We start from the raw sequence: 25,018 nt of genomic DNA on the forward strand, positions 1-25,018 counted from the left end.
CACCCGGCCGGGTGAGGCGCTCGTAGTCCCGGACGGTTGACATCGGCAACCACCGGATCACTCACGGTGTCGGATAGCCGGCCGCGGCGGCGACGCTGGCGGCCGGGAGGCGGGTGGCGGCGGCAGAGCCGGGGTTGAGCAGGGCGTCGACCTCGTGGTCGGCCAGCATGGCGGCGAGCTCGGCGGCGTTGACGACCTGCCAGGCCTCGCAGTGGATCCGGCGGCGGTGGGCGGGGGCGGTGGTGACCAGGAACGACGGCACGCCGTCGGAGGCGAGCAGCGGCTGCTGGTGCTCGTCGAGGGCGACCCCGAACTCGGCCTCCCGCACCACCGAGGACAGCGCCTCGGCGTCGACGGCGCCGGCGGCCATCAGGCGTAAGGCGGCGTCGACGGGGTCGGTGGCGGAGTCGGGCGTGGGCGGCTCGTAGTCCGGGTTGGGCTCGAACCGGCCGACCACGCCCTCAATCAGGGCCCAACCGCCGAGCACGGACTCGGCCGGCGGTTTCTGCCCGTCGGCGGACTGCCAGGCCGGGTCGACCAGCAACCTCCACTGGTCATCGGACATCGGTCTCAGCCCCCTCGATGTGCACCCCTTCGAAGCCTAGCCCCAACCTTTTCATGTCCTGGGCGACGGCGGCGGCCGCGGCGGCGTTGCCGCCGGTGGCCCAGGCCCGGGCCACGCCCTCCAGCACGTGCGACAGGGTGAGCCCGGCAGTCACCGAATCACCCGCCTGGCGCAGGAGCTGGCCCACGACCCCGGCGATCTCCAGCAGGCGCATGGCCTTCGGCAGCGCGGACGCGAGTTTGCCGGCGGCCTCCTCGCCCTCCAGCGCCCGGGTCGACTCGACGGCTTCCCGGGCCGTGTCCACGACCAGGCTGGTCGTCTCCTCGTGGGCGCTGTGCCCGGCGAGAGTGGCGGCCAGCGCCTGCTCGTCCACCACGCCGGCCGCGGGCAGGTCCGGGATCGGCTGCATCAGGTGCGGGCTCAGCGGCGCGGGCTCGGCGGCCACCCGGGGGTTGGGCCGGGCCAGGTCGAGGCCGTCGTAATCCTGGCTGAGACGGGTGTCGGGCACGGCGACCTGGTCCCGGGCGACCCTCTCCACCTGCCAGAGGTTGCGCGGCTTGAGGGCGACCTCGTGCCCGCGGACCTGACCGCCCAGCAGGCCGTTGTCCTGGAGGACGGCGGAGTTGCGGTCGTGGGCGAGGAACACGCGGCCGGAGTCGCGGTACTCGTCGCCGGGGCCGAGGTAGTGCAGCACCTCGTGCGCCAGCACGGCGGGGTTCTCGCCGGCCTTCCAGTGGGTCTGGTCGGTGGCGTGGTCGCCCACGTGGACGCTGGAGTGGGCCTCCGCCGCGGTCTCGGGGAACTCCAGGCGCAGGTGGAACTGGTCGCCGGAGGGCAGCCGGTGGCCGGCGTTGAGCAGCGAGTCGACGGCCCGGGTGGCGTCGGCCTTGGCCTTGGCCACCTGCTCGGGGTCGCCCGACACGTGCAGCTTGACGGTGTGCTCCTGCACGAAGCGGTCGGGCGCCACCTCGATGCGGCGCAGGTCGTAGCGGACCTGGCCGACCTGGCGCTCGAACCGGGGCCGGCCGTCGGCGCCGACCGTGCTGCTGGTCTTCACGTCGGCGATCTCGGTGTGCACGGTCCGGGCCAGGTCGTCGCGCCGCAGGTGCTCCCACTGCTCGGGCCGGAACGGCTGCTCCGGCTCGAACCACGGCGCGGTGCGCTCCTGGCTGTGCCGCCACGACTCGTCGTCGATGACCGGCTTGGCGAGGTCGTGGGCGTCGGGATCGTAGTCCCGGCCCGGGTTCGGCTCGGCGACGTAGTCCTCGGGCGGGGCCGGGCGGGCCTGGTCGCCGTGGAGGTCGGCGATCGCCTGGTCACGGTCGCGCCGGGCGTCCCACCAGGCGTCCTCGGCCGTGCGCGCGGTCTGACGGGCCTGTTGGGCCCGCCGCTCCGCGTCGCGCTGCGGCTGCTGGAGCTCGTCGATGCGGTGCTCGATCTCCTGCCGCTGCCGGGCCAGCTCGGCGCCGCGTTGGTGGGCCTGCTCCAGGGCGTCCTGGACGCGCCGGATCTCGGCGTGGTCGCCGCCGGCGAGGGCGTCGTACAGCTGCCCGCGCAGGACGGTCGAGTTGTTCACGTGCGCGGCGGCGTCCCGGTCGGACCGGGCCAGGTCGGCGCGGCGGGCGGCGATCTCGTCCCGCGCCGACAGGTAGGCGTCGTCGATGGCGTGCCGGGCCGTCAGCAGGTCCTTCTCGGCGTCCTTCCAGGTCTCCTCGGCGGTCTTGACCCGGTCCTGGGCCCGCGTGACGGTGTCGGGCAGCCCGCCGTGGTCGGCCATCCGGATCCGGGCGCCGTCCTTGAACGTCAGCGAGACGCCGCGGCCGTCCTTCTGGAACCGGATCTCGGTGTCGTAGACCAGGACCTTCGTCCGCCGGCCGCCGGTCGAGGTGCTGGCCGACGGGGCCCGGTGGGTGTCGCCGCCGGCCCCGAAGGTCCGGTTGGCGTCCAGCCCGGAGCGCTTCACGTCGGCGCCGCCGAAGCTGGCGTTGACGTCCCGGTGGTGCTCCGGGGTGGCCGGGTTGTCCCGGACCCCGCCGCCGCCCCCGAGCAGAGTGGTGTTGACCGAGCCGCTGACCGAGGTCGAGACCTCGGTGTCGATCTTGGCCGAGTGGGTGGCCGCGCCGCCGACGTCCACCGAGTCGCTGACCGTGACCAGGCGCGGGTTGGTGAGCCGGGCGTGCGCGGTCAGGCCGGTGTCCTTCAGGCCGGGCAGCTCCACCGGCCCCTTGAGCATGGCCGGCAGGTTGGCCTTGATCACCTCGGGGGTGAGCGAGGTGTCCAGCGCGTGGCCGCGCGCCGGCCGCAGGTCGCCGGCCAGCCGGTGGGCCTGCGCGCGGACGTCGGCGATGTCGCCGGTGAAGTCGTCCACGTGCACGTGCTCGGGCAGCTGCTCGCCCTCGCCCTGCCACCGCTGGACCCACTCCGGCTGGAGGTCGGCGTCGCCGACCGGCCGGATCTCGGTGGGCGCGCCGGGCGCGTGGTCGCCGGCGGTGGACACGTCGTCGGCCAGCTTGCGCACCACCAGCTGGTGGGAGTCGACGGCGGACCGGCCGATCTCCACCCCGCCGCGCCGGATCTCCAGGTGGAAGTCGACCGGCAGCCGGTAGCGGGCCTGCGGGCCGCTGGACGAGCTGGACTGGGTGGTGGAGACGCTGTCGGTCTCGGTGATCTTGTGCCCGCTGGTGCGGCTGACGGCCGCGCCGACCGAGTTGGGCATCGAGGCGAACACCGCCTTGTCCTGGGCCTTGGGCAGCCCGGTGCCGGTGAACCGGCCGGACAGGCCGGAACTGGCGTCCTTGCCCTTGGTCACGGCGTCGCTGCCGGCCGCGGTCGCCTCGTGCGACAGCGTGCTGCCGTCGTGGGTGACGCCGAGATAGGTCGGCGCGCCGGTCGGCCTCGCGTGCAGCACGACCTCGTACGTGTCGTGCGTGAAGGTGTTGGCCTTCGGGGCGAGCAGCGAGACACCGCCGTTGAGCGCACTGTCCACAAGGGACCGAACGCCCTCCTGGGAGGACTGCGCGCCGATGCGGCGCAGGTTGCCCATGGTGTCGTCGAGCACCGACTCCGGCAGGAGCTTGCCGCCGAGCTCGCCCAGATTGCCGCGCAGGGACGGGATCAGGCCGGCCAGGTCGCCGGTCGGCTCCACGTGGCCGAAGCCGACCGACGGACGCGGGCCGGTCAGGGTCGCGGGCAGCGCCGGCGGCTGGACGGCGGCCGGCCCGTCGAGGTCGTGCGCCGGCAGCAGCCCCATGCCCCGGGCCTGCTGCTCGGTCACCCGCACGAACACGCTGTCCGGCAGGTCGACCGTGCGGCCGGCGGTGCGCACCTCGGTGTTGTGCAGGAGGTTGTTCTGCCGCGACTCCGCCACCACGTGCGCGACGGCGTCCATCTTCACCAGCACCGTGCGGCCGCTGCCGGAGGTCACGCCGTGCTCGACCGAGCCGCCGAGGGAGTGGCTGGTCTTCGACGTCCAGGTCCAGCCGCGCAGCGTGGCGCCGAGGGTGAAGGCGGCCGAGCCGTGGGCCGGGCTCTCGTTGGGCCGGGTCGCGATCGTCTCGCCCACGCTCAGGTCCAGCGAGTGCTGGACCTGCTTGCTGCCGGTGACGGTGTAGCCGCCGGTCTGGCTGTGGGTCAGGGAGATGTCGTCGGACACCGCGACGATGCGGGGGTTGCCCAGCTCCATCGTCATGCCGACGGCCCCGACGCGGTCGGCGACGCGGCGGTTGTACTGGAGGCCGTCCACCTGGAGGCCGCGGCGGATCACCTGCGGGTCGCCCTCCAGCACCTCGGGGCTGAACGCGTGGTGCAGCTCGTCGGCGGTGACCGAACCGGACAGCGACAGCGCCTCGTCGCCGCCCGCCGCCTCCCGCAGGGCATCCACCGCGGCGGCGTGGATGTGCTCCGTGCCGACGATCGCCTCCACCCGCTGGAACTCCGGCTGCAACCGGATGCCGGCGTCGTGGCGGAGCTGGGTGATCGAGCGCGGCGCCGGGTCGGGCGTGGTCACGTGCTGGTCGGTGTGGGCGGGCGGCTGGGTGTGGCTGGTGACGCTCTCCGGCACCAGCACGGTGAGCTGGCCGTCGATGCGGTGCGCCGCGCCGCGGCGGACCTCGGGCACGTGGTTGCCGGGCAGGCCCGGCGTGATCCGGCGGACCCACGACCGGTTGCGGCTGTGCTCCTCGATCGTGACCTCGTAGCGCACGTCGGACCGGAAGGCGTGCGCGGTCTTCTCGCCGGAGGTGCCCAGCTTGTCGCCGACCTCCGGGCCGGTGTCGGTCTTCCAGGTGCGCGTGTAGCCGTAGCGGACGCCGGCCGACGTGGTCGGCGTGGTCACCGCGTCCCGGGTGGTGACCGGGGTGTTGACCCGGCCGTCCAGGGAGACCGAGCCGCCCTTCTGCGCGGTGTCGGACACGCTCAGCTTGGTCTTGGTGGACCCCGCGCCGCGCACCTGGTGGTCGGCCGCCTTGCCGAGGTGGTCCAGCGGGCCCAGATGCGCCTTGACGGTGACCGTGACGTAGCGGTTGGAGCCCAGGCCCGGCTGCTTGAGCCGGATCTTGACGCCGCCGGCCAGCATGCTGTTCAGGTTGGACGCGAGCCCCTCGTGCGACAGGTGCGTGTCCAGCAGCCGCCGGTTGGCCATCGCCTCGGCGATGTCGGTGCGGGACGCGCCGGCCAGCCGGTCGCTGCCGAACTCCGGCACCAGGTCGCGCAGCTGTTCGTTGCCGCGCAACGTGTTCTCCACGTGCTCGCGGACCTCGTCGGCGCCGCTGAGGTGGAAAACCGTGCCCAGGCCGAGGGATTTGCCCGACTCCAGGTACTCGGGCGCGTAGTGGCGCCGGTCGGTCGCCTGGAACTCGCCGTGGCCGCCATCGGGCACCTGCATGCCGGCGTGGTGCGCCTCGATGTCGGACATCCGGACGTGCGCGGTGGCGCCGCGCACGGTGTGCACGTCGTGGCCGATGGCCTGCACGTGCAGGCGGAAACCCATCTTGTAGAGACCGGTGACGCCTTCGGTGCGCAGCGTGGACTTCCACTTCGCGGCGTCGCCGAGCGAGCTGGCCAGGCTGTCGCGCTGGCTGTAGCCGACGGTGAGACCGCCGCCGGCGCTGATCCGGCTGACCGGGTCGGCCGCCGTGGCGCCGCCGATGGTGCCGCCGACGTCGAAGCCGGACTTGGTGGTGGCCGACCGGCCGGCGGTGGCCGAGCCCTCGGTGTTGGCGCTGACCTTGTAGCCGCTGGCCGTGCCCTCCAGCAACGCGTCGGTCGGCTCGATCCGCATCCGCACGCCGCCGATCCGGCTGCCGTCCGAGCTGACCAGGTCGGGCGAGTAGATCCAGTCCTTGGCCAGCGCCGGCAGGTTGTCGCGGATGTTGTCGGCGGACAGGAAGGCCAGCAGCTCCTTGCGGCCGGGCGAGCCGATCTCGGTGATCTTGGGGTGCAGGTCGGCGGCGGCGTGGTCGAACGCCTCGCCGACGCCGCCGACCGACTCGGCCCCGAACACGTTGAGGTGGTTGGGGCGGACGGCGGTGATGTCGGCGTGCGCCGGCGGCGTGCCGACCGCGTCGGTGGGCAGGGCCAGCGTGACGTCCCGGCGGAACGCCACCTGGCCGGCCGGATGCGTGGGCGCGCCCTTGGCGTCGGTCAGCGACACGTGGAAGTCCACCTTGGCGTCCACCAGGTCGGAGCCCTCGTGGCTGAGCGAGTGCGACTTGGTGACGCCCGCGCTGGACTCCAGCGACACCGTCGGCCGGGCCGAGACGACCTTGCCCGAGACCGTGCCGCCGGGGCCGGCGACCGCGGCCACCGTCACCGCGCCGGACAGGTCGTGCGTGCGGGTCTTGGTCGTGCTGGCCGATGCGCTGCGGGCCGTGGAGCCGGACAGGTCGAGGGTGCGCTTGTCCTCCGAGGTGCGGGTCGCCCCGGTGAAGTCGAGGGTCGCCCGGACCGTCGCCTCGTAGGTGCGGCCGTTGGCCTTCACCTCGAACTTGCGGCCATCACCCAGCAGGGAACCGAGGTTCTCGGTGACCGCCTGGTGGATGGCGTCCACGCCGGTCAGGTCGCGGCGCTGCTCCGCCGACAACGGCAGCTGGTCGTGCACGCTGGTGACGACGTCGTCGGCCAGGTGCTCGGTGTCGATGCCGCGGCCCAACCCCAGGGAGCGGTTCTCCCGCAGGTAGCTGGGCAGCTGCTCCGGATCGACCGGCCGGCGCGCGTTCGGGTCCAGCGCAGCGTCCTCCGGCACCGTCGCCAGCTCCGGCCGGAAGCGGTTCTGCCGGTGCTCGGCCTGCTCCTGGGCCTGCCGCCGCTCGTCCAGTTCGGCCTGGCGGCGTGCGGCCAGCTCCTGGGCCTGGCGCTGCTCCTCGGCCTGGTGCTCACGCTCGAGACGGTCGTGCAGCTCCAGGGCCCGGCGCTGGTCCGCCTCGTCGCCCGGGGCCGGCGCGGGCCGGTGCTCGGCCTGGTCGCGGCGGCCGGTGGTGGTGGTCCACGGATCGGCGACGTCCCGGTGGCTGCCGGTCTCGGCCGGCCGGCCGGGGGCGTTCAGCGGCAGATCGCGTTGCACCGGACCGGATTTGGCCACGTCCTCGATCAGCCGCAGGTGGTCGGGCGTCAGCTCCGGGGCCTTGGACAGCACGTCCCGGCCCATCGGCCCGCGCACGCCGCTGTCGTCGATGTCCCGCCGGAAGATCGCCTTGTCGTGCTGGTACTCGTCCTTCAGGCCCAGGTTGTGCAGCACCTCGTGCAGCAGCACCGCTCCCCCGGCGTCCTTCGACCACGAGGCCTGGTCGGTTTTCTCTCCACTGTGGACGGTCACGGCGCCGTGTTTCGGCCCGTCGCCGCCGAATTCGACACGCAGGTGGAGCTGGTCGCCGCCGGGCAGCCGGTACCGGCCGTTGACGTGGTCGTCAGCCGTCCGCGTGACCCGGTCCCGCACCGCCTGGACCTCGTGCTCGCCGACACCGTCGCCGGCCTTGGTGTCCAGCCGAACCGTCAGCTCGCGGACCCACTTGTCCGGCTCCACCTCGATGCGGCGGGACTCGTAGCCGATGCGGGTCTGCCAGCCGTCCAGCAGGCCGTTGCCGCCGGCTCCCCGCGTGCTCGGGTCGAACCGCTCGGACCTGACCTGGGCCGCCGGCGCGTCGCCACGCCGATCGGCCCAGCGGTCCGGCGTGAACAGCGCCGGGTCCTTGGCCGACGGCTCGTGCAACGGCACCGTCGGGCCCTCCGGCGCCCGCACCGTCCGGTGGCCCTGCGAGGCGCTGCGCGACAACGGAGTGAACCCACTGGTGCTCGGCCGGCGCGTGCGGCCGCCGGTCGGTTTGCCCAGGCTCTTCAGGTGGGCCTTGGCGGCGGCGAGCTCATCGGCGCGCTCCTGCAACTCCCGGCCGGAGCCCTCCACGTGGTAGTCGTTGTAGCCGCCCCGTGAGCGATGCTCGGCCAGGAGCTGCCGCCGGTTGGTGACCTCGCGCTCCGCGCGCGCCACCTGCTCCTTGAGCAGGAGGCCCTCGGCTTTCACGGCGTCGTGCGTTTGTCGGGCGTCGTCGCGCTCGCCGCGCAAGGCGTCGCGAACGCGGTCGTCCTCGGCCACCATCTCCCGGGTCACGCCGCCGACGCGGCGGGCGTAGTCCTGATAGGTCTGCTCCGCCTTGACCTTGGCCTTGTTGTACCGGGCCTTCGCGGCGTCGTACTTGGCACGGTCCTGCTTGGCGTGCTCCTCGTGGTTCGTCTGCTGCCTGACGAGGTCGGCGTGCGTGCGGACGGCGTCGTTCACATTCCTTTGCAGGGTGCGGTCGTCGGCGTCCTGGCGCGGCTGCGACTGCGCCTTGGCCGCCAGCGCCTGATCGTTCGTCGCCTTGACCCTGTCGTACCGCTCCTGGGCCTTCTCCACGGCCCGCTGGGCGTCGGCCAACTCGATCTGGCGGAGGTGCGAGCGGGCCTGGCCGAGCGTCTCCTCCAGCTGGCGCACGCGGGCCTGCGCGGCTTCGTGCTGCTGCCGCGCGTCCATGGACCGTTGCTCCGCATCCTCCAGCTTGTCCTGGGCCCGGTCGTGACGCCGAACCGCCTTCCGAACCTCGGCCTCGTAGTCCTTGGCCGCCTTGGCGGTGTTGTCGCGTTCCTCGCCGGCGGCGTTGCGGGCGGACCTCGCCGCCTGCTCCCGACGACGATACGACTCGTCGCCGGGATGCCGGTCCGCCCGAGCGCCCGCGTCCTCGCGAGCGCGCTTCGCCTCCTGATAACGGGTCTCGGCCTTCTCGCGCGCGGTCTCCAGTCGCTGCTGGTGCGCCTGGGCCCGGCGCAGGGTCGTCGCCGTGCGGGTGGCCTCGTTTTTCGCCTCGGTCAGCGCCAGCTCGGCGGTGTTGTGCTGCCGGGCGAGCGGGTCCAACTGCGCCTGCCCGTGTCGCAGGTCGTCCTCGATGGTGGTGATGTGGTGCGCCTGCGCGTGGTGCTGCTGGGACGCCCGCGGCGGCGCCGGTTCGGCCGGCCGGTTCGACTGGACCCGGGTCAGGCCGGGGCCGGACGACGGGCCGGCGTGGCTGATCGAGTTCGCACGGTTGCGGCCGAACAGGCTGCCGAGGGTCGTCTTGGGTTTGACGACGTACTGACCGAGCTTGATGTTGCCGGCGTCCCTGGACAGGGTCGCCAGCTCGCCCTTCTGACCGTCGAGGAACACCACTCCGTCCTTGGTGTTGACCACGTTGATGACGTGGCTGTAATTGCGGCCGGCCCGCGTGTAGGAGACCAGGCCGCGGCTGTTGGGCACCGCCTGCATCTGGGCGATCACGTCGTCGAAGCTGCCGACCGGCCTGAACTCGGAGTTGTGCTGCGCCAGCAGGTAGGTGTCGGCCTCGTAGGCGTCCTTGTGCGGGGCCTCGTGGATGCGCGCGACGCCGGGGCCGCCGTTGAGCATGTCGTCCACCGCGACCACGCACGAGGTGCAGTTGTCCGTCGCGAGCATGTCCTTGTCGCGCAACGGATTGACGTTGCCGAGGCCGGGGAAGTTCTCGTCGACGAACCGCTGCTCCTCCCGGCCGCGCTTGGAGACGTGCGTGATGGCGGGCCGGTTCGTGACCCCGTGCACCGGCTGGTTGAGGTGGTTCCACGACGACGGCCCGGCCTGGATCCGGCTGGAACCGGCGAGCGGCGGGGCGTCGCTGTTGCGGCGCTTGCGGAAGAGTCCGAGCGGCGCCTCGGCCGGGCGGTGCGCGGGCGCGTCGTCCTTCGGCCGGCTCGGCCCATCGGGCTCCCGCTCCGGCCGGCCGGAGCCACCGAGCGGCAGGTCGTGCTGGACCACGCTGGACTGCGCGACGTCCTCGATCAGCTTCAGGTGCTCAGGCGTCAGCTCCGGGGCCTTGGACCGCGAGTCCAGGCCCATCACCCCGCGCACGCTGTCGTCGTCGATGTCGCGCCGGAAGATCGCCTTGTCGTGCTGGTACTCGTCCTTGAGGCCCAGGTTGTGCAGCACCTCGTGGGTCAGCACCGACCCGGAGGCCTTGGCCGACCAGTTGGCCTGATCGGTGTCACGTCCATTGTGGACGGTCACATCGCTGTGCACCGGGCCGTCGTGCACCGTCTGGCCGGTCGTCGGGTCCTTGACGCCGAATTCCGGGCGCACGTGCAGCTGGTCGCCGTTGGGCAACGTGTAGCGGCCGTTGATGTGGTCGTCGATCGCCCGCGTGACCCGGTCCTGGACCGCCTTGACCTCGTGCTCGCCGACACCGGCGCCGGCCTTGGTGTCCATCCGCACGGTGAACTCGCGCACCCACTTGTTCGGGGCGACCTCCATCCGCCGCGACTCGTAGCCGATCTGGGTCTTCCAGCCGTCCAGCAAGCCGGCGACCGGCTTGACCTCGTGCTGGTCGCTGGGGTCGAACCGCTCCGACCGCGCCTGCCCGGCCGGCGCGTTCTCCCGCAGGTGCTCCCAGTCCTTCGGCGAGGCCAACGACGGATCCTTGGCCGCCGGCGGATGCTCGACGGGGCCGTCGCCACGCGGGGCGGGGGCGGGATCGTGTTCGGCGGACTCGTGCACCGTCGCCGGTCGCGTGGTCTCGCCGAGGTTGAGCCGCTCCCCCGTCGACGAGATGTCCAGCATCGAGCGCACCGAGTCCGGCAGCGCCACGTCGTGGTGCACGCCGTTGACGGTGCGGCGGTCGGTGACCGAGTGGATCTGCTGTGACAGCTCGGGATGCGAGGTCAGGTAGGAGATCGCCGCGTGCCAGACCAGATCCGGGTCGGGGTGCTTGCGCACGGCCGGTTCCACCGCGGTCAGGTGCAGGTCGCCGTCCCGGTTGCCCAGACCGCGCACCAAGGTCTGCACCACATTCTTGGTCAGGTCCAAAGTGGACGCCCGGTCGTGCGGCGGCGGCGCGGACGCGCCCTCCGGCGGCGGCTTGAGCCAGCTGCCGTCGCTGTTCATCCGGACGTTGTCGATGCCCGGCAGCTCGCGGTGCCCCCGGTAGCCGATCCGCCTGGCCACCTGGTTGAGCGCCTCGGGACCGGTGCGCACCATCACCGAGTTGCGGTGCACCTTGCCCTGCGGCGTGTCGAAGAACGGCTGTCCCAACGAGTTGATGCCGCGCGGCAGGATCTCCTGCTGGCTCTTGCCGTAGTTCTCCCGCAGCTGATCCAGGTAGGCCTGGGCGAACGGGTGCCCCTTGGACATCACGAACGCCGAGTTGCCGGTGCCGTAGCTGGTGCGGTGCACCGCGAAGCCCTTGTCCGACTGCGCGGTCAGGATCAGGTCGTTGACGTTGTGGATGACGTTGTCGCCGTCGGAGTACATGCCGCCGAAGCGGTGCATGATCTCCATCCGCAGGATGTCGCTGGCCGCCGCGTAGCCGGGGCCGACGCCCTTGTGGGCCTCGGAGTTGTACTGCTCCTGCAACTGCATCGGGTGCTCGCTGTTGAACACCTCGTGCACGTTGAGCACGCGGATGTTGTGCTGCTTGGCCCAGTCGGCCATGTCGCGCACGTCGCGCAGCGGATCGGGCGAGCCGTCGGTCGGCGGGTGCGTGGTCAGCGCCTCGTTGAACTGCTCCCGCGGCACGTCGGTCCACAGCACCGGCACCGAGGACTCGTTCATCCGGTCGCCGAAGTCGCCGAAGTTCTTGCGGAACGAAGCCTGCGTGCCGGCGTCGCGCAGCGGGCCGCCCAGCCAGATGGAGTGCACCAGCAGCGGGGTGTCGGTGTGCCGGTCCAGCGGCGGCAGGTCCTCGCCCGGCGCCCAGGCGTGCGTCTGGTCGTCGGACCGGTCGTGCGGGATCGTCCAGTCGGCGTTGTCCCACAACAACTCGCCGTGCGGGTCGAGGTCCTCGTGCTCCAGGCGGTAGCCCTTGGCCAGGTCCAGGGTCTCCACCAACTGCATGGTCTGGCCGGCGGTCAGGTCGCGGTGGTTGTGGCCGGCCATGAACGGCGGCGGCTCCGGCGCCCGGTACAGCCCGAACAGGTCCGGCCCGAGCAGCGGCGCGTGCTCGGGGGCGGGGCCGTGATTCGCGGAGTCCGCACGTAGGTCGGCGACCAGCTCGTCCGGCGAGCCGTAGGGCTCGTGCGGCGCGAGGGCCGGCGCCGGGGCCGGGCGGTGGGTGGCCTCCAGCGGCGCGGGGGCCGGGGCCGGGCGGTGGGCGGCCTCCTGGGCCCGGTCGTGTTCGGCCCGCATGTCCCGCAGCTGGTCGGTGAAGTCGGCGAGGTCGCGGAGGTGCTCGGTGGGGTGCCGGCCCGCCTCGGCGTCGGCGATGCGCTGGAGCACCTGCTCGTGGACGGTGTCCAGGTCGGCGTCGCTGTAGTGCCGCCAGGCCCGCGCGGTCGGGTCGTCCGACTGCCGCAGGGCCTGCACGGTGATCGCCGCGTCGCGGTTGTTCTGGAGCTCGGTGACGCGGTCCTGGTGGTATTGCACGTTCCGGTCGTCGCGGGCGCGGCGGGCGGCCTGCTCGTCGCGCATCACCTCGGGCTTGAGCACGTTGGGCAGGAAGTCGGAGGCCTCCCAACGATTGCGGTCGGCCACGGCCTTGGCCAGCCGCTCCTGGGCGGCGCGCACCTTGCCGTCGTAGATGTCCGGCCGGGCGGCGTCCCGGTCCAGGTCGAGCATCTTGCGCACGGCGTCGGAGCGCTCGGGGTCGCGGGCATAGGTCTGGCGCATGTCGTTGAGGGACTGGCGATCCAGCCCGTACAGCGACGCCTCGAACGACCGCAACGGCGTGCCCTCGTGCGCCGGACCGAAACCACCGGGCACAACCATGTCCATGTCCGGCGCCGTTGTCGCCGGGCCCTTGCGCATGAACGGACGCTCCGGCTCGGGCCGGGGCTCCGGCACGTGCTCGGAAGCCGTCGACTCGTGGTCGGAAGCCGTCGACTCATGTTCCGACGGCGTCGGCTCGTGCTCACTGGGCGCGGGCAACGGCTCGGGGTTGGGCTGCGACTCGAGGTCGTGTTGGGGCGCGAAGGCGGCCTCGTCGCCGACCCTGATCTCCCGCACCTGGCCGTAAAGCCGGTCCAGGTGCTCGGTCGGGTAGCCGCCGATGCGGGCGTCCCGGATCAGGTCGGTGACGTGGTCCTCGATGCGCGCGACGTCATCGGGGGTGAGCTTGTCCCAGCCGTGGGCCCGCGGGTCCTCCGGCAGGTGCAGCGCGTACGCAGTGAGGGCGTCCCTCCGGTCGAACCGCAACCGGTGCAGCTCGATGTTCAGGTCGGCCTCGTGCTCCCGCAGCTGCGCCCGCTCGGCGTCCCGCCGCGCCTCGTTGCGACGCATCAGGTCGGTCTTCCAGGCGTCCGGCAACCGGTCTTCGAGCCGCCTCAGGTCGCCGATCTGGCGCTTCGTCTCGCCGATCTCCCGCTCGAGGTCGCGCACGTGCTGCTCAAGACCGCCGGCCTTCTGCGTGATGCCGTGGTACCGGGTCATCTGGTCGATCTCGTAGGACCGGTCCGGGTTGTCGGCGTGTTCGTCGGCCAGCGCCCGCAACTGCTCAGGGGACTTGCCGAACAGCGAGGCCTTGAACGCCGCGTGCGCCTGGCGGTCGGAGAGCCGAACCCCCTCCGGCTCCGGCTCCTGCTGCTGGGCCTCTTCCTGCTGGGCCCGTTCCTGCTCGATCCTCTGCTGCTCAGCCCTTTCCGCCGCCTCCTGGCGTTCCTGGAACTCCCGGATCTGGGCGTCCCGCTCACGGTTGCGGTCGGACGCCGCCTGCACGTCGTCGGTCAGCTGCTGCATCCGCCGCAGCTTCTGGTGCAGGTCCGCGGCCTGGGCGAAGCGGTTGGCGTACTCCGGCCGCTCGGACAGCTCCAGCCCGAGCTTCGTCCGGTCCACCAGGTCCTGGGCCTGGCGGATCTGCTCGTCGAGCTTGGCGTGGTCGACCGGGCCGTCGCCGAAGTAGCGGTTGAACAGGCCGGTGAAGCCGGTGTTCGCCGCCTTGCCGGCCTGGAAGTTCTCCAGTGCCTCGGTCGCCTCGGCCAGCGTCGTGCGCAGCCCGTCGACGCCCCGCAGGGAGGCCTGGGTGATCGTGGTGCGCGCCACCGGCTCGTTCTGCACCCGCTCGTGCAGTTCGCGCAGCCGCGAGGAGTCGAACCCGGCCCGCTCGGCCGCCTCCACCTGCCCGGCCAAGTGCTCGTCGAGCTGGCGGAGGGCGTTCGGGCCGACCTTCTCCAGCCGGTCGGCGTGCTCGCCGGCCACGTACTGGTCGACGGCGTGCATCAGGCCGAGCTTCTGCCCGTTGTCCCGCAGCTGCGTGAGCTGCCGGTTGACGGTGTCGAGCCGGCCCTGGAGCTTCTTGATCTCCAACTGGCGGGTGGCCTCGGCCGCGCGCTCGGCCTGCGTCCGGATGACCTTCGGCTTCCAGATGCCCGCGCGCTGCGCGGTCCTGATCCGGTTGTCGAGGTCCGCGGCGCGGCGCATCAGGTGATCGGCGAACCCCTGCGGGCCGCCCTCGTGCTCGGTCGCCCGCTTGAGCAGTTGGGTCCGCTGCGCGAGATCGGTGACGGAGCGGTCGTGGCCGTCGGCGACATCGTCGACGATGTGGCTCACCTCGTCGGCGGACCGGCCGCCCAGCCAGGCCTCCAGGCCGTCGAGCATCTCCTGGTGGGACTGCTCGCCGAGCGCGGAGTAGCGGCCGTCCTGGGCGTGGATCTCCACCTGCGGCCCGTCGGCCGGGCCATGGTGCGCCTGCTCGCCGCCGCGGTCGACGACGACGTGCACGCCGAGCGCGTCGGCCACGGTCTCGGGCAGCCGCCGGCCCACGACGGAGTCATGCCAGGACGGCGTCCGCAGGCCGTGGCCGACCAGGTCGGCCGAGGTCGGCATGGTGTTGTGCTCGACCACGGACTCGGTGACGTGGTCGACGATCTCGCGGTCGCCCGGGGTCAGGTCCGGGCCGTCCAGCGCGGCCCGCACGATCTTCCAGCGCCGGGCCGACGGGGTGGCCAGGTCGTTGGCCAGCGCCGCGCGCCACTGCTGGGTCCGGGCTTCCTCGCCGAGACCGGGCTGGTGCGGAGGTTCCAGGTCCGGCGCGAACTTCTCCAGCGTCGGCCGGTCGATGTGCTCGGCGGCCCAGTGCGACAGGCCCTGCGGGCTGAGCTCCGCATAGTCGAACTGGTGCGGATTCTGCGCGACCTTGGTGGCCACGGCGTCGGTCGCGGCGTCCACGGCCTCCCGGCCGCCGAACGGCGACGCGTGCTCGACCGGCGCGTGCTGCATCGCCGAGCTGCGCAGGATCGACTCCACCAGCCCATTGCCGTCCAAAGTGGACTGATGCGGCTGCTTCTGGCGGTTCTCCGGCTGCTGGCGCTCGGGCGGAGTCTCGACGTGATGCTCGCCCGCGTCGAACCCGCCCGGGACACGGAAGGTGTCGGCCGACGGGGCGCTGGTCGATTGGTGCCCCTCGACCGCCGGCCCGTGGCCGGCGTCGGCCAGCGCGCGGGCCGCTTCCTGGTCGCCGTCGCGCGCCATGCGGGTCAGGTGCTCGGCAGCCAATGCGTTGCCGTCACGGGAAAGATGCGACAGGCCGTCCACATCACCCAGGTCGGCCAGGTGGTGCACGGCATCCCGGTTGCCGTTGCCGGCCAGGTCGCGCAGCGCGGTGCCCGCGCCGACGACGCCCCGATCGGCCAAGTCGCGCAACGTGTTCACGTCGCCGGCGTCCCGAACCTGGTGCAGCGCACCCTGATCACCCTGGCCGGCCAGGTGCCTGACGGCCGCGTAGCCGGTGGGGTCGCCGTGCAGCGCCTGGTCCTGCGCGGCCCGGATCTGCTTGAGCTGGTCGGTGAAGTCGAGGAAGCTCCGCAGGTGTTCGGTCGGGTGGCCGCCCTCCCCCGCGTGCTCTATCTGCTGCTCGACGTGGCTGCGCACGGCGTCCAGATCGGCGTCGCCGTAATGCCGCCAGCCGTAGGCGGTCGGGTCGTCGGGCAGCCGCAGCGCGTTCACGGTGAGCGCCGCGTCGCGATCGCCGGTGAGCTGGGCGACCCGGTTCTCATAGAACTCGACCTGCTGGTCGAGCCGCTCCTGGCGGACGGCGTCCTGCTCCCGCGCCTCATCGGTCTTGAAGAAGTTGGCAAACACGCTCGAGTCGGCCCAGCGGTCACGGTTGGCGTTCGCCTCGGCCAGCCGCTCCTGGGCGATCCGCAGCCGGCGGTCCAGGATGTCGGGCTGCCCGGCGTTCCGGTCCAGGTCGAGCATCCGCCGCACCGCGGCCGAGCGCTGGGGGTCGCCGGCGTAGGTCTGGCGCATGTCGTTGAGGGACTGGCGATCCAGCCCGTACAGCGACGCCTCGAACGACCGCAACGGCGTGCCCTCGTGCGCCGGACCGAAACCACCGGGCACAACCATGTCCATGTCCGGCGCCGTTGTCGCCGGACCCTTGCGCATGAACGGACGCTCCGGCTCATGCTCAGAAGGCGTTGATTCGTGCTCAGAAGGCGTCGACTCGTGTTCCGACGGCGTCGATTCGTGGTGAGACAGCGTCGATCCGTGCTCGGAGGGCGCGGGCTCCGGGACGGTGTTGTGCGCCAGGTACTCGGGGGCCTCGTCCTCGACCCGCATGTCCCGCAACTGGCCGTACAGCCGGTCCAGGTGCTCGGTCGGGTAACCGCCCACGCGGGCGTCGTGGATCAGATCGGAGACGTGGTCCTCGATGTCGGCGGCGTCGCGGGGCGGGATGCTTTCCCAGCCGGGATGCCTCGGATCGGCCGGCAGGTGCAGGGCGTACGTCGTCAGCGCGTCCAGCTTGTCGTACTCCAGCCGGCGCAGCTCGCTGGTGAGCGCGTCCTCGTGCCGCCGCAACTGTTGCTGCTCGGTCTCCCGTTCCCGCTGGTCGCGCAGCCGCAGATCCGACTTCCACGCGTCCGGCAGCACGTCCCGGACCTGCCTGAGGTCGCGGGCCTGGCGGTTGGTGTCACCGATCTCCCGCCGCAGGTCCTCGAGATGCTGCCCGAGGCCGCCCGGCTTCTGGGCGATCTCGTGGTAGCGCGACATCTCCTGGATCTCGGCCGCCCGATCCGGGTCGTGGGCGTGCTCGTCGGCCAGCGCCCGCAGCTCCTCGGGCGACTTGCCGAACAGCGAGGCCCGGAACGCCGCGTGGGCCTGCCGCGGCGAGATCTGCGGCTGGTGGAGATCGGACGCCGCGTCATCGTGCCGCGACGAGGTGTCGGATTCGGTGTCGTGCGGCGCGTGGAGATCGTCGTCGGCGTGCCGGGAAGGCCCGGCGACCGGCTGGTCCGTCTCGGCCTGGCGGTCCTTGATCTCCTGGATCTGGGCCTCCAGCGCGTGCCGGCGGTCCGTGGACTCCTGCACCTGCTGCTGGATTCGCTGCAGCCGGTCCATCTTCTCGCGCATCTGCGCGGCCTGCTCGAAGCGGCTGCGGTAGTCCGGGTGGTCGACCAGCGACAGGTCGTGGCGGGCACTGTCCACAAGCGACTGCGCCTCGCGGATCTTCGCGTCGAAGTCGGTGTGGTCGGCCTCGCCGCCGAACAGGCGGTTGAAGAAGCCGCCGATGCCGGTGTGGGTCGACTTGCCGGCGCGGTAGTTGTCCAGCGCCTCGGTCGCGTCGTCCAAAGTGGACTGAAGGCCGTCCCGGCCGCGCAGCGTGACCTGGGCGATGACCCGGCGCGCGGCCGGCTCGTTCTGCACCCGCTCGTTCAGCCGGCGCAGCTCGGTCGAGTCGAAGCCGGCCTTCTCGGCCGCCTCGATCTGCTGGGACAGGTGGTCGCCGAGCTGGTGGAGCAGGTTGGGCCCGAGCTGCTTGAGGTTCGCGGCGTCCGGGCCGGCCACGTACTTGTCGACGGTGTGCATCAGGCCGAGCTCGGGCCCGGCGTTGCGCAGCACCTCGATCTGCCGGTTGGTGTCCCGGCGCAGCTCCTCGAGCTGCTCGACCTGCTGCCGGCGGCCGGCCGCGGCCTCGCGCTCGTCCTTGCCCCGGAACACGTCGAACTTCCAGGCGTCCTTGGACCGCGTCTCCTTGATCCGCCGGTCCAGATCGGCGGCCCGCTCCAGCAGTTCGTTCATGTGGCCCTGCGGGCCGTCCGGGTGCGCGGCGGCGACCTTGAGCTTCTGCATCCGCTGCGTGAGGTTGAACAGGCCCTCGTCCTGGCCGCCGCGCACGAGATCGACGACCCGCTCGCCGACCTGCTCGGAGGACTTGCCGGTCAGCCAGGCCCGCATGCCGTCGAGCATGTCCTGGCGCGTCGGCTCGCCGAGCGCCTGGTACTGGCCCTCGTGCGACCGGATGTCCACCTGCGGCGCGAACGCCCGCCCGTGATGGGTCTGCTCGCCGTTGTGGTCCACGGTCAGGCGCACGTCCAACGCGTGCGCCACCGTGTCCGGCAGGCGCCGGCCGACGTGCGAGTCGTTCCACGACGGGGTCCGCAGGCCCTTGGCGACCAGATCGGCCGAGGTCGGCAGGGCGTTGTGCTCGGTGACGTTCTCGCTGACGTGGTCGAGGATCTCGCGGTCGCCCCGGGTCAGGTCCGGGCCGTCGGCCGCCGCGCGCACGATCTGCCACCGCTTGGCCGACGGCGTCGCCAGGTCGTCGGCCAGCGCCGACCGCCACTGCCGCAGCTTGTCCTCGTTGCCGAGCCCCTGCTGGCGCGGCTCCAGGTCCGGCGCGAACTTCTCCAGGCTGCGCTGGTCGACGTGCTCGGCCGCCCACCGCGAGATGCCCTGCGACGTCAACTCCGGGAACTCGAACCGGCGGGGGTTCTGCCGAACCTTGTTCACCACCGAGTCCACAGTGGACCGGACTCCGTCCCGGCCGACGAACGGCGCCGCGTGCTCGAGCCGAACCTGTTGGAAGGCCGAACTGCGCAGCACGGACTCCACGAGTCCGACGCCGTCGGCGGTCGGCTGGTGCCACTGCGACGGACGGCCGGCCACGAGCTCGGGCTCGAGGGCGCCCGGGACGTGGAAGTCCGTCGTCGGGGCGTTGCCGGAGTGGTGGCCGGCGTCCGGGTCGACCGGGCGGTGGCTGTCCGGCCCGAGGGCGTCGACGGCCGGCTGGTGCTGGTCGTCGGCCAGCTGCCGGAGGCTGTCGTAGGCGTGCCGCTGCTGGCTGTTGGCCGCGAGGTCGACCAGCGTGGGAACGTCCTTGCGCTCGGCGATGTGGTCGATGGCCTCGGTGTCGCCGCGTTCGGCGAACTGCTTGACCTTGTCGTAGGCCGGCAGCGAGCCCTGCCGGCTCGCGTCGACCAGGTCCCGGACGTCGCCACGGTCGGCCAGATGGTCGGCCGCCGGCGCGTTTCCTTGCCCAGCCAGGTTTTTGATGCCCTCGTGGCCGGCCGGGTTGCCGCGGTCGGCGATCTCGCCGAGCGCCGCCACGTCGCCGCGGTCGACAAAGCCGCGCACGGCCTCGTCGTTCCCGTTGCCGGCCAGGTCGACCAGCCGGTCACGCGCGCCGCTGTTGCCGCGGCGGGCGAAGGCGTCCAGCGCCGGCACGTTGTCGTCGCTGCCGAGCCGGTGCATCAGCGACTGCGCCACCTCGTGCGGGCCGGGGTTGCGGTGCGCCAGCTCGTCCAGCACGTCGATCGGCCGGCGATCTCCCAGCTCTGCCAACGGATTGTGCTCGCCGGCGCGCACAAGCCCGTGCACCGCGTGCACATCGCCGTCGCCGGCCAGGTCGACCAGGGCCCGGTGCGCGTTCGCGTCGCCGCCGCGGGCCTGGTCGGTCAGCGTGGTCATGGCATCGCGGTTGCCCTCGCCGGCGAGCTTGACCACCGCGTCGTGGTCGCCGCCCGCCGCCCGCTCGTACACCGACGGTCCGGTGTCGGGCTGCTGCCCGTCGTGCAGCCGCGACCACGGCGTGTCCCGGACGATCGCACCCGACTGGTCCAGATTCCGTTCCAGCAGCCAGAGTTCGCGCGGGGTGATCGCCGCGTCGGCCCGGTGCACGCCCTCGGTCATCAGACCCCGGTTCGAGTCCGACACCACCCGGTTGCGGACCGGGGCGACGTCGTGCCGGGTGTTCGTCTTCGGGTCCAGGCCCTGGTGCTGCGAGCCGTGGGCCTTGTCCTGGAAGACCACCTTGTCGTTCTGGTAGTGGTCGTAGAAGCCCAGGGTGTGGCCCAGCTCGTGGGCCAGCGTGTGGTCGGTGTCCTGCCCGGTCCAGCCCAGCTGGTGCGGGCGGGCCCCGTCGGGCAGCGTGTTGACGGTGATGTGCTCGCCCTGGTCCTTGCCGACGAACTCGGCCCGCACGTGCAGCTGGTCGCCGCTGGGCAGCCGGTTTCCCTGGTTGTAGAAGCGGTCGACGCCGCGCTGCATGCCCTTCTCGATGTTGTCGACCACGTGCTTGGGCGTCCCCGGCGGAACGTCGAGGTGCACCTTGACGGTGAACTCCTTGACCCACTTGTTCGGCTGCACCTCCATCCGCCGCACGTCGTAGGTCGTCGACGGGCGCTCGGCGTTCAGCGTGACCTTCGGGCCCTGGTCGGTCATCTCGATCCGGGAGTCGGTCAGCACGGCCGGCCGCTCCACGTCCACAGTGGACTTGGCGTTCTCGTAGGCCGGCGTGCCCCGCAGGTTCGACCACTGGTCGGCGTGCACCGGGTCCTTCGGCGCCATCCAGTCCGCGGTCTCGGCCTCGCTGTGCCGCCAGCTCTCGTCGGCGGAGACCCGCTTGACCGGGCCGTTGTTCGGCTCGGGCGTGTGGTCGACCGGCTCCGGCGACCGGTCGCCGGTGTGCGGGGTCGGCGCGCCGGTCGAGTGGTGCGTGCCGCCGCCGTTCGCCGGCGGCACAACGTCGTTCGGGCGAATGTGGGTCAGGTCGGGCACGCGGTTCGGGCCGTCGACCGGCACCAGCTTGCTGAAGCCGTCCGGCGTGAGGTGCAGGCCGGCGGCCGACGGCTCGACCAGGCCGGCCTTCTGCAGATCCTTGAACCCCTTGTCGAACTGGGCCTTGGTGAGGTCGAACGCGGACAGCGTCTGGGCCTCGTTCTTGTGGTCGGGCAGTTCCCGGAAGCCCTTGGAGAAGGCCAGCACCTTGGCGATCTTCTCGGCGTGCTCGGACGGGGCCTTGCCCATGGCGTCGCGCAGCTTCTGCGACACGTCCGGCGCGTGCAGGTCGAGCAGGTCGTGCACCGGCGTCTGCGGCCGCGGCGGCTCGTGCGGCTCCAGGTCGCGCGGGCCCTGCGTGCCGGCCGGGCCGTGCGCGTTGCGGGACTCCGGCGGCGGGCCGTAGGACTGCGGGTCGTTCCACTTGTCCATCCACGGCCGGATCGCCGCGGTGGCCTCGGGATCGGTCTCCAGCCGGCTCAGCTTCTCGAGCTGCTCCTCCAGCTTGGCCCGCCGGTCCTGGATGTCGGCGAGCTCGCGCTCCAGGTCGGGGAGGGGCCGGCCGTGGTAGTCGCCCTCCTCCAGCTGGCGGTGGGCGTCGTCGATCTCCTTCTGGATGCCCTGTTCGCGCTTGCGGACGATGTCGTGGAACGCGTCGTGCCGGTCGCCGTTGCGCACGTGCGCCTTGGCCGTCTCGACCAGGCGCGCCTTCATCAGGTCCAGCACCCGCTGGTCGCTGAGGTGGTGCAGGTTGCTGCCGTCGAGGTTGGCGCCCTTGTACTCGTTGACCCGGTCGCCCAGCGCCTGGTCCACGTGGTGGGCGATGTCGCCGCCGTCGTGGCCGGGCTTGACGTCGATCAGGTGCGACGCGTCCAGGAAGTCGATCATGTCCTGGGCGACCTTCTTGACGCTGTCCTCGCCGTGCTTGGTGCGGGTGAGGATGGTCTTCGCCTTGTCCGCGCGCAGGTCCTCCAGCGACAGCAAGTCGATGTGCTTGCCACGGCCGCCCGGGCCCATCGACATGGACTCGGTGCGCGGGCGGTCGCCCGGCACCGCGGACAGCGACACCTCGTGCCCCATCCAGTTGTCCGTGCCGATGGTCAGCGGCGAGCCGACCGGGTGCAGCTGCTCGATCTTGCCGCCGTTGTCGACCGTGTTGTTCTTGCGGTCCACGTGGTACTCGTTGACCTTGCTCGGCACCGAGGTCTCGTTGATCGACTTCAGCACCGCGGCGCCCTTGCCGCCGTCGTCGAAGTTGTGGATGCCGCTGTCCTTGCCGGCGACCCGGAAGTCCAGGTCGCCCACCGGCCGCAGGCCGCCGTGGAAGCCCAGCGCCGCGCCGCCGGACAGGTAGGGCTTCAGGCCCAGCTTCTCCACCGACTCCACGAAGTCCGCCGCCACCCGCTCGCGCGGCCGCACCACCTTCGGTTCCGTGCCCGGGGCCCGCTCGATCGGCTCCCGCAGCTCCTGGAGGTTCCTGGTGTCGTGCGCCGTGCCGTCGTGCTTCTCGTCGAAGCCGCGCTGACGGTCCACAGTGGATTGATTGTTGGCGTGCGCCGGCAGGTCCGCGAACTTCGGCTGCGGGGCGGAGGTGGAGTGGTTCCCCCCGCCCGCCGGCTCCTTCCGCGTGGCCTCGTGGTCCTTGGGCGGGAGCGCGCCGTCGTGCTCGGTCTTCGGGCGCGGCGTGGCGTCGTCCTCGGTCCGGGCCCTGCGGTTCGGCGCCTCCGTGCGGTTCTTCGGACCGGTCGTGTCGGTCCGGTCCCCGCCCCGGGTCTTCGGGCCGGTGTCCGGCGTGGCGGTCCGTTCGTTGGTGGAGCCCCGGTCGTTGTCGTTGGCCCGGCTGGTGGACGGCGTCTCGTGCGGCTGGCCACCCATGACCACCGGCGGCGGCACGGCTTCGTTCTCGTGCGGGGCAACGGTTTCGCGCGGCGCAGGCGTCTCGTGCGCGACGACGGGCTCGTGCGACACCGGCGTTTCGCGCGGCGCGGGGGTCTCGTGCGGCAGCGGCGTTTCTTGCGGCGTGGGCGTTTCGTGCGGCGCGGCCGGCTGCTGGGTGGTGGTGTCGTCCTTCGGCAGGCCGCTCTCGGTGGTGATCTTCGGCGCGTCGGTCCGGGTGTCCGGGGTTTGGTCGCCGCCGACCGGGCGGTCCGAGCTGCGCGGCGGAGGCGTGGCCGACGACGGCGTGGCGGTGTTGGTCGTGCCCCGGCTCGGCGGCGGCGTCGCGCTGGTGCCCCGGTCGCCGCCGGTGGTGTCCCGGTTGCCGCTTGTCACTGCGTCGTGCTGCTGGCCGCCCATCGCCACCGGAGGCGGCGTGCTTTCGTGCTGCTGCACCGGCGGCGGCGTGCTCTCATGCTGCTCGATCGGCGGCGGCGTGCTCTGATGCTGCTGCACCGGCGGCGGCGTGCTCTGGTGCTGCTCGACCGGCGGCGGGGCCTGCACGTGCTCGGCCGGCGGCGGAGTCTGGATGTGTTGGGGCGCAGGGGTTTCGGTGCTGTGCTGCACCGACGGCTGGTTCTGCTGCACCGGCGGCGGGGCCTCGTGGGAGGTCACCGGGGGCGGAGCCTCGTGGGAGGTGACCGGCGGTGCTTCGTGAGAGGTCACCGGCGGCGGAGTCTGGTGCGTGGCAGGCGGGTTCTGGCCCTGCGCACGCGGCGGAGCCTCCTGGTGCTGGACCGGCGGCGTGGCGCCACGGGTAGGAGGCGGCGTGGTCGAGGACGACGAGCCATCCTGACTGCCACGCGGCGACGGGGTGCTGCCCTGATTCTGTTGCATGGGCGGAGGAACCGCCTCGTTGTGCTGCTGCACGGGCGGCGGAACGCTGCCCTGCTCGACGGGCGGAGGCGTGCTGTTGTGCTCCGTGGGCGCAGCAGTGCTGTCATGGGCAACCGGCGGCGGAACATTGGACGAGCCACTGCTGTGCTCCACCGGCGGCGGAGTGCTCCCGGAACTGCTGTGCTCCACCGGCGGCGGAACGTTGGAGGAACCGCTGCTGTGCTCCACGGGCGGCGGAGTGTTGCGGGAACCGCCGCTGTGCTCGACCGGGGGTGGGGTGTTCTGCGAACCGGAGTTGCCCTCGTTCGTGGGCACGTGGGTGGTGCTGTTGCCACCGGTGGTCGACGGGTTGGAGCCGCCGGTGCTGGGCGGCGGGCCCTCCAGGCCTTCCAGGCCGGAGTGGTTGCCGTTGCCGTTGGCGAACGCGTTGTCGCCGCCGGTGGTGAAGTCGTTGCCGTGCTCGCCGGGGGGCGGGAACTCGGTGCTGAGGTTGGGCTTGTTGAAGTCGCCGCCGTCGAAGTGCACGTTGTCCACGTCGCCGACGTGGATCTCGCCCATGTGCGGGGTGTCGCCGCCGTGACCCCGCCGACCGCCGCCGCCGAGGGCGCCGGCCAGGCCGGAGGTGAGGCCGTAGCCGAGGTTGGCGTCGTCGCCGTTCATCAGGTTGCTGATCTCGGTCATGCCGAGGCCGGTGGCGCCGCCGGCGAACAGCTGGCCGCCGAACGTGTCGCCGAAGCCGGTGGTCTTGAACTTGTTGAGGCCCATGCCCAGACCGCCGCCGAGGGCGCCGCCGATCGCGCCCATCTCGGCGGCGCTGAGGGTGTTGCCCCAGTTCCACGAGAAGTCGTCGCCGTTGAGCTTGGCCTTGATCGCCTGGATGGCCTGGATGGCGACGTCCAGGGCGACCTGGGAGACCACGCCCATGGCGATGGCCATCGCCAGCCGGCGCAGGATCATCATCACCGTCATCCTGGTGGCGGCGATGAAGCCGGGGACCAGCGCCTCGCTCGCGCCGAACGTCCAGAACGCGTTGGCCGCCGCCCACACCAGCTCGGCGGCCAGCAGGACCAGCTGGCCGATGATCATGTACTTGGAGTACTCGAGCTGCTGCGCGGTCTTGTTGGACAGCTTGGTGATCTGCTTGCCGGCGTCCACAAGGGACGGCAGCTGCTTGTGCATCTGGGTGACGAACTGGGCGAAGGCGTCGGCCGGCTGGCCGCTCAGGTTGGCCGTGACGAGGCTGAACAGCGGTTCGAACTCGCCGGAGATCTCCTGGATCGACGTGGCGAACTCGGTCCAGGCGCGACCGAGCTCCCGCATCTTGTCCTCGTCGCCCTTGGGCCAGGCCTGACCAGCGACGATCTTGAACAACCAGTCAAGCTCGGAGGGCATCTCCAGACTCATGGCCTGTCCTTCTCGGTGTCACGGCGATCAGCGGCGGTCGGGCC

At 72.2% G+C, this 25,018-nt stretch carries 2 protein-coding genes; both read right to left on the minus strand.

The window, feature by feature from the left end; all coding sequences use genetic code 11:
* Positions 1 to 61: 61 nt before the first annotated feature.
* On the minus strand, positions 62 to 565 hold the full coding sequence (locus tag ACIG5F_RS39730; RefSeq protein ID WP_396525248.1) for a type VII secretion system-associated protein: 504 nt from the start codon (positions 563 to 565) through the stop codon (positions 62 to 64).
* Complete coding sequence (locus ACIG5F_RS39735; protein ID WP_396525249.1) at positions 555 to 24,974, minus strand: toxin glutamine deamidase domain-containing protein; 24,420 nt, start codon at positions 24,972 to 24,974, stop codon at positions 555 to 557. Before ACIG5F_RS39735 ends, ACIG5F_RS39730 begins: the two co-directional genes overlap by 11 nt.
* Positions 24,975 to 25,018: the final 44 nt, after the last annotated feature.

It is taken from the genome of Kutzneria sp. NPDC052558, from assembly GCF_044547355.1.
In the GTDB taxonomy this organism is placed as follows: domain Bacteria; phylum Actinomycetota; class Actinomycetes; order Mycobacteriales; family Pseudonocardiaceae; genus Kutzneria.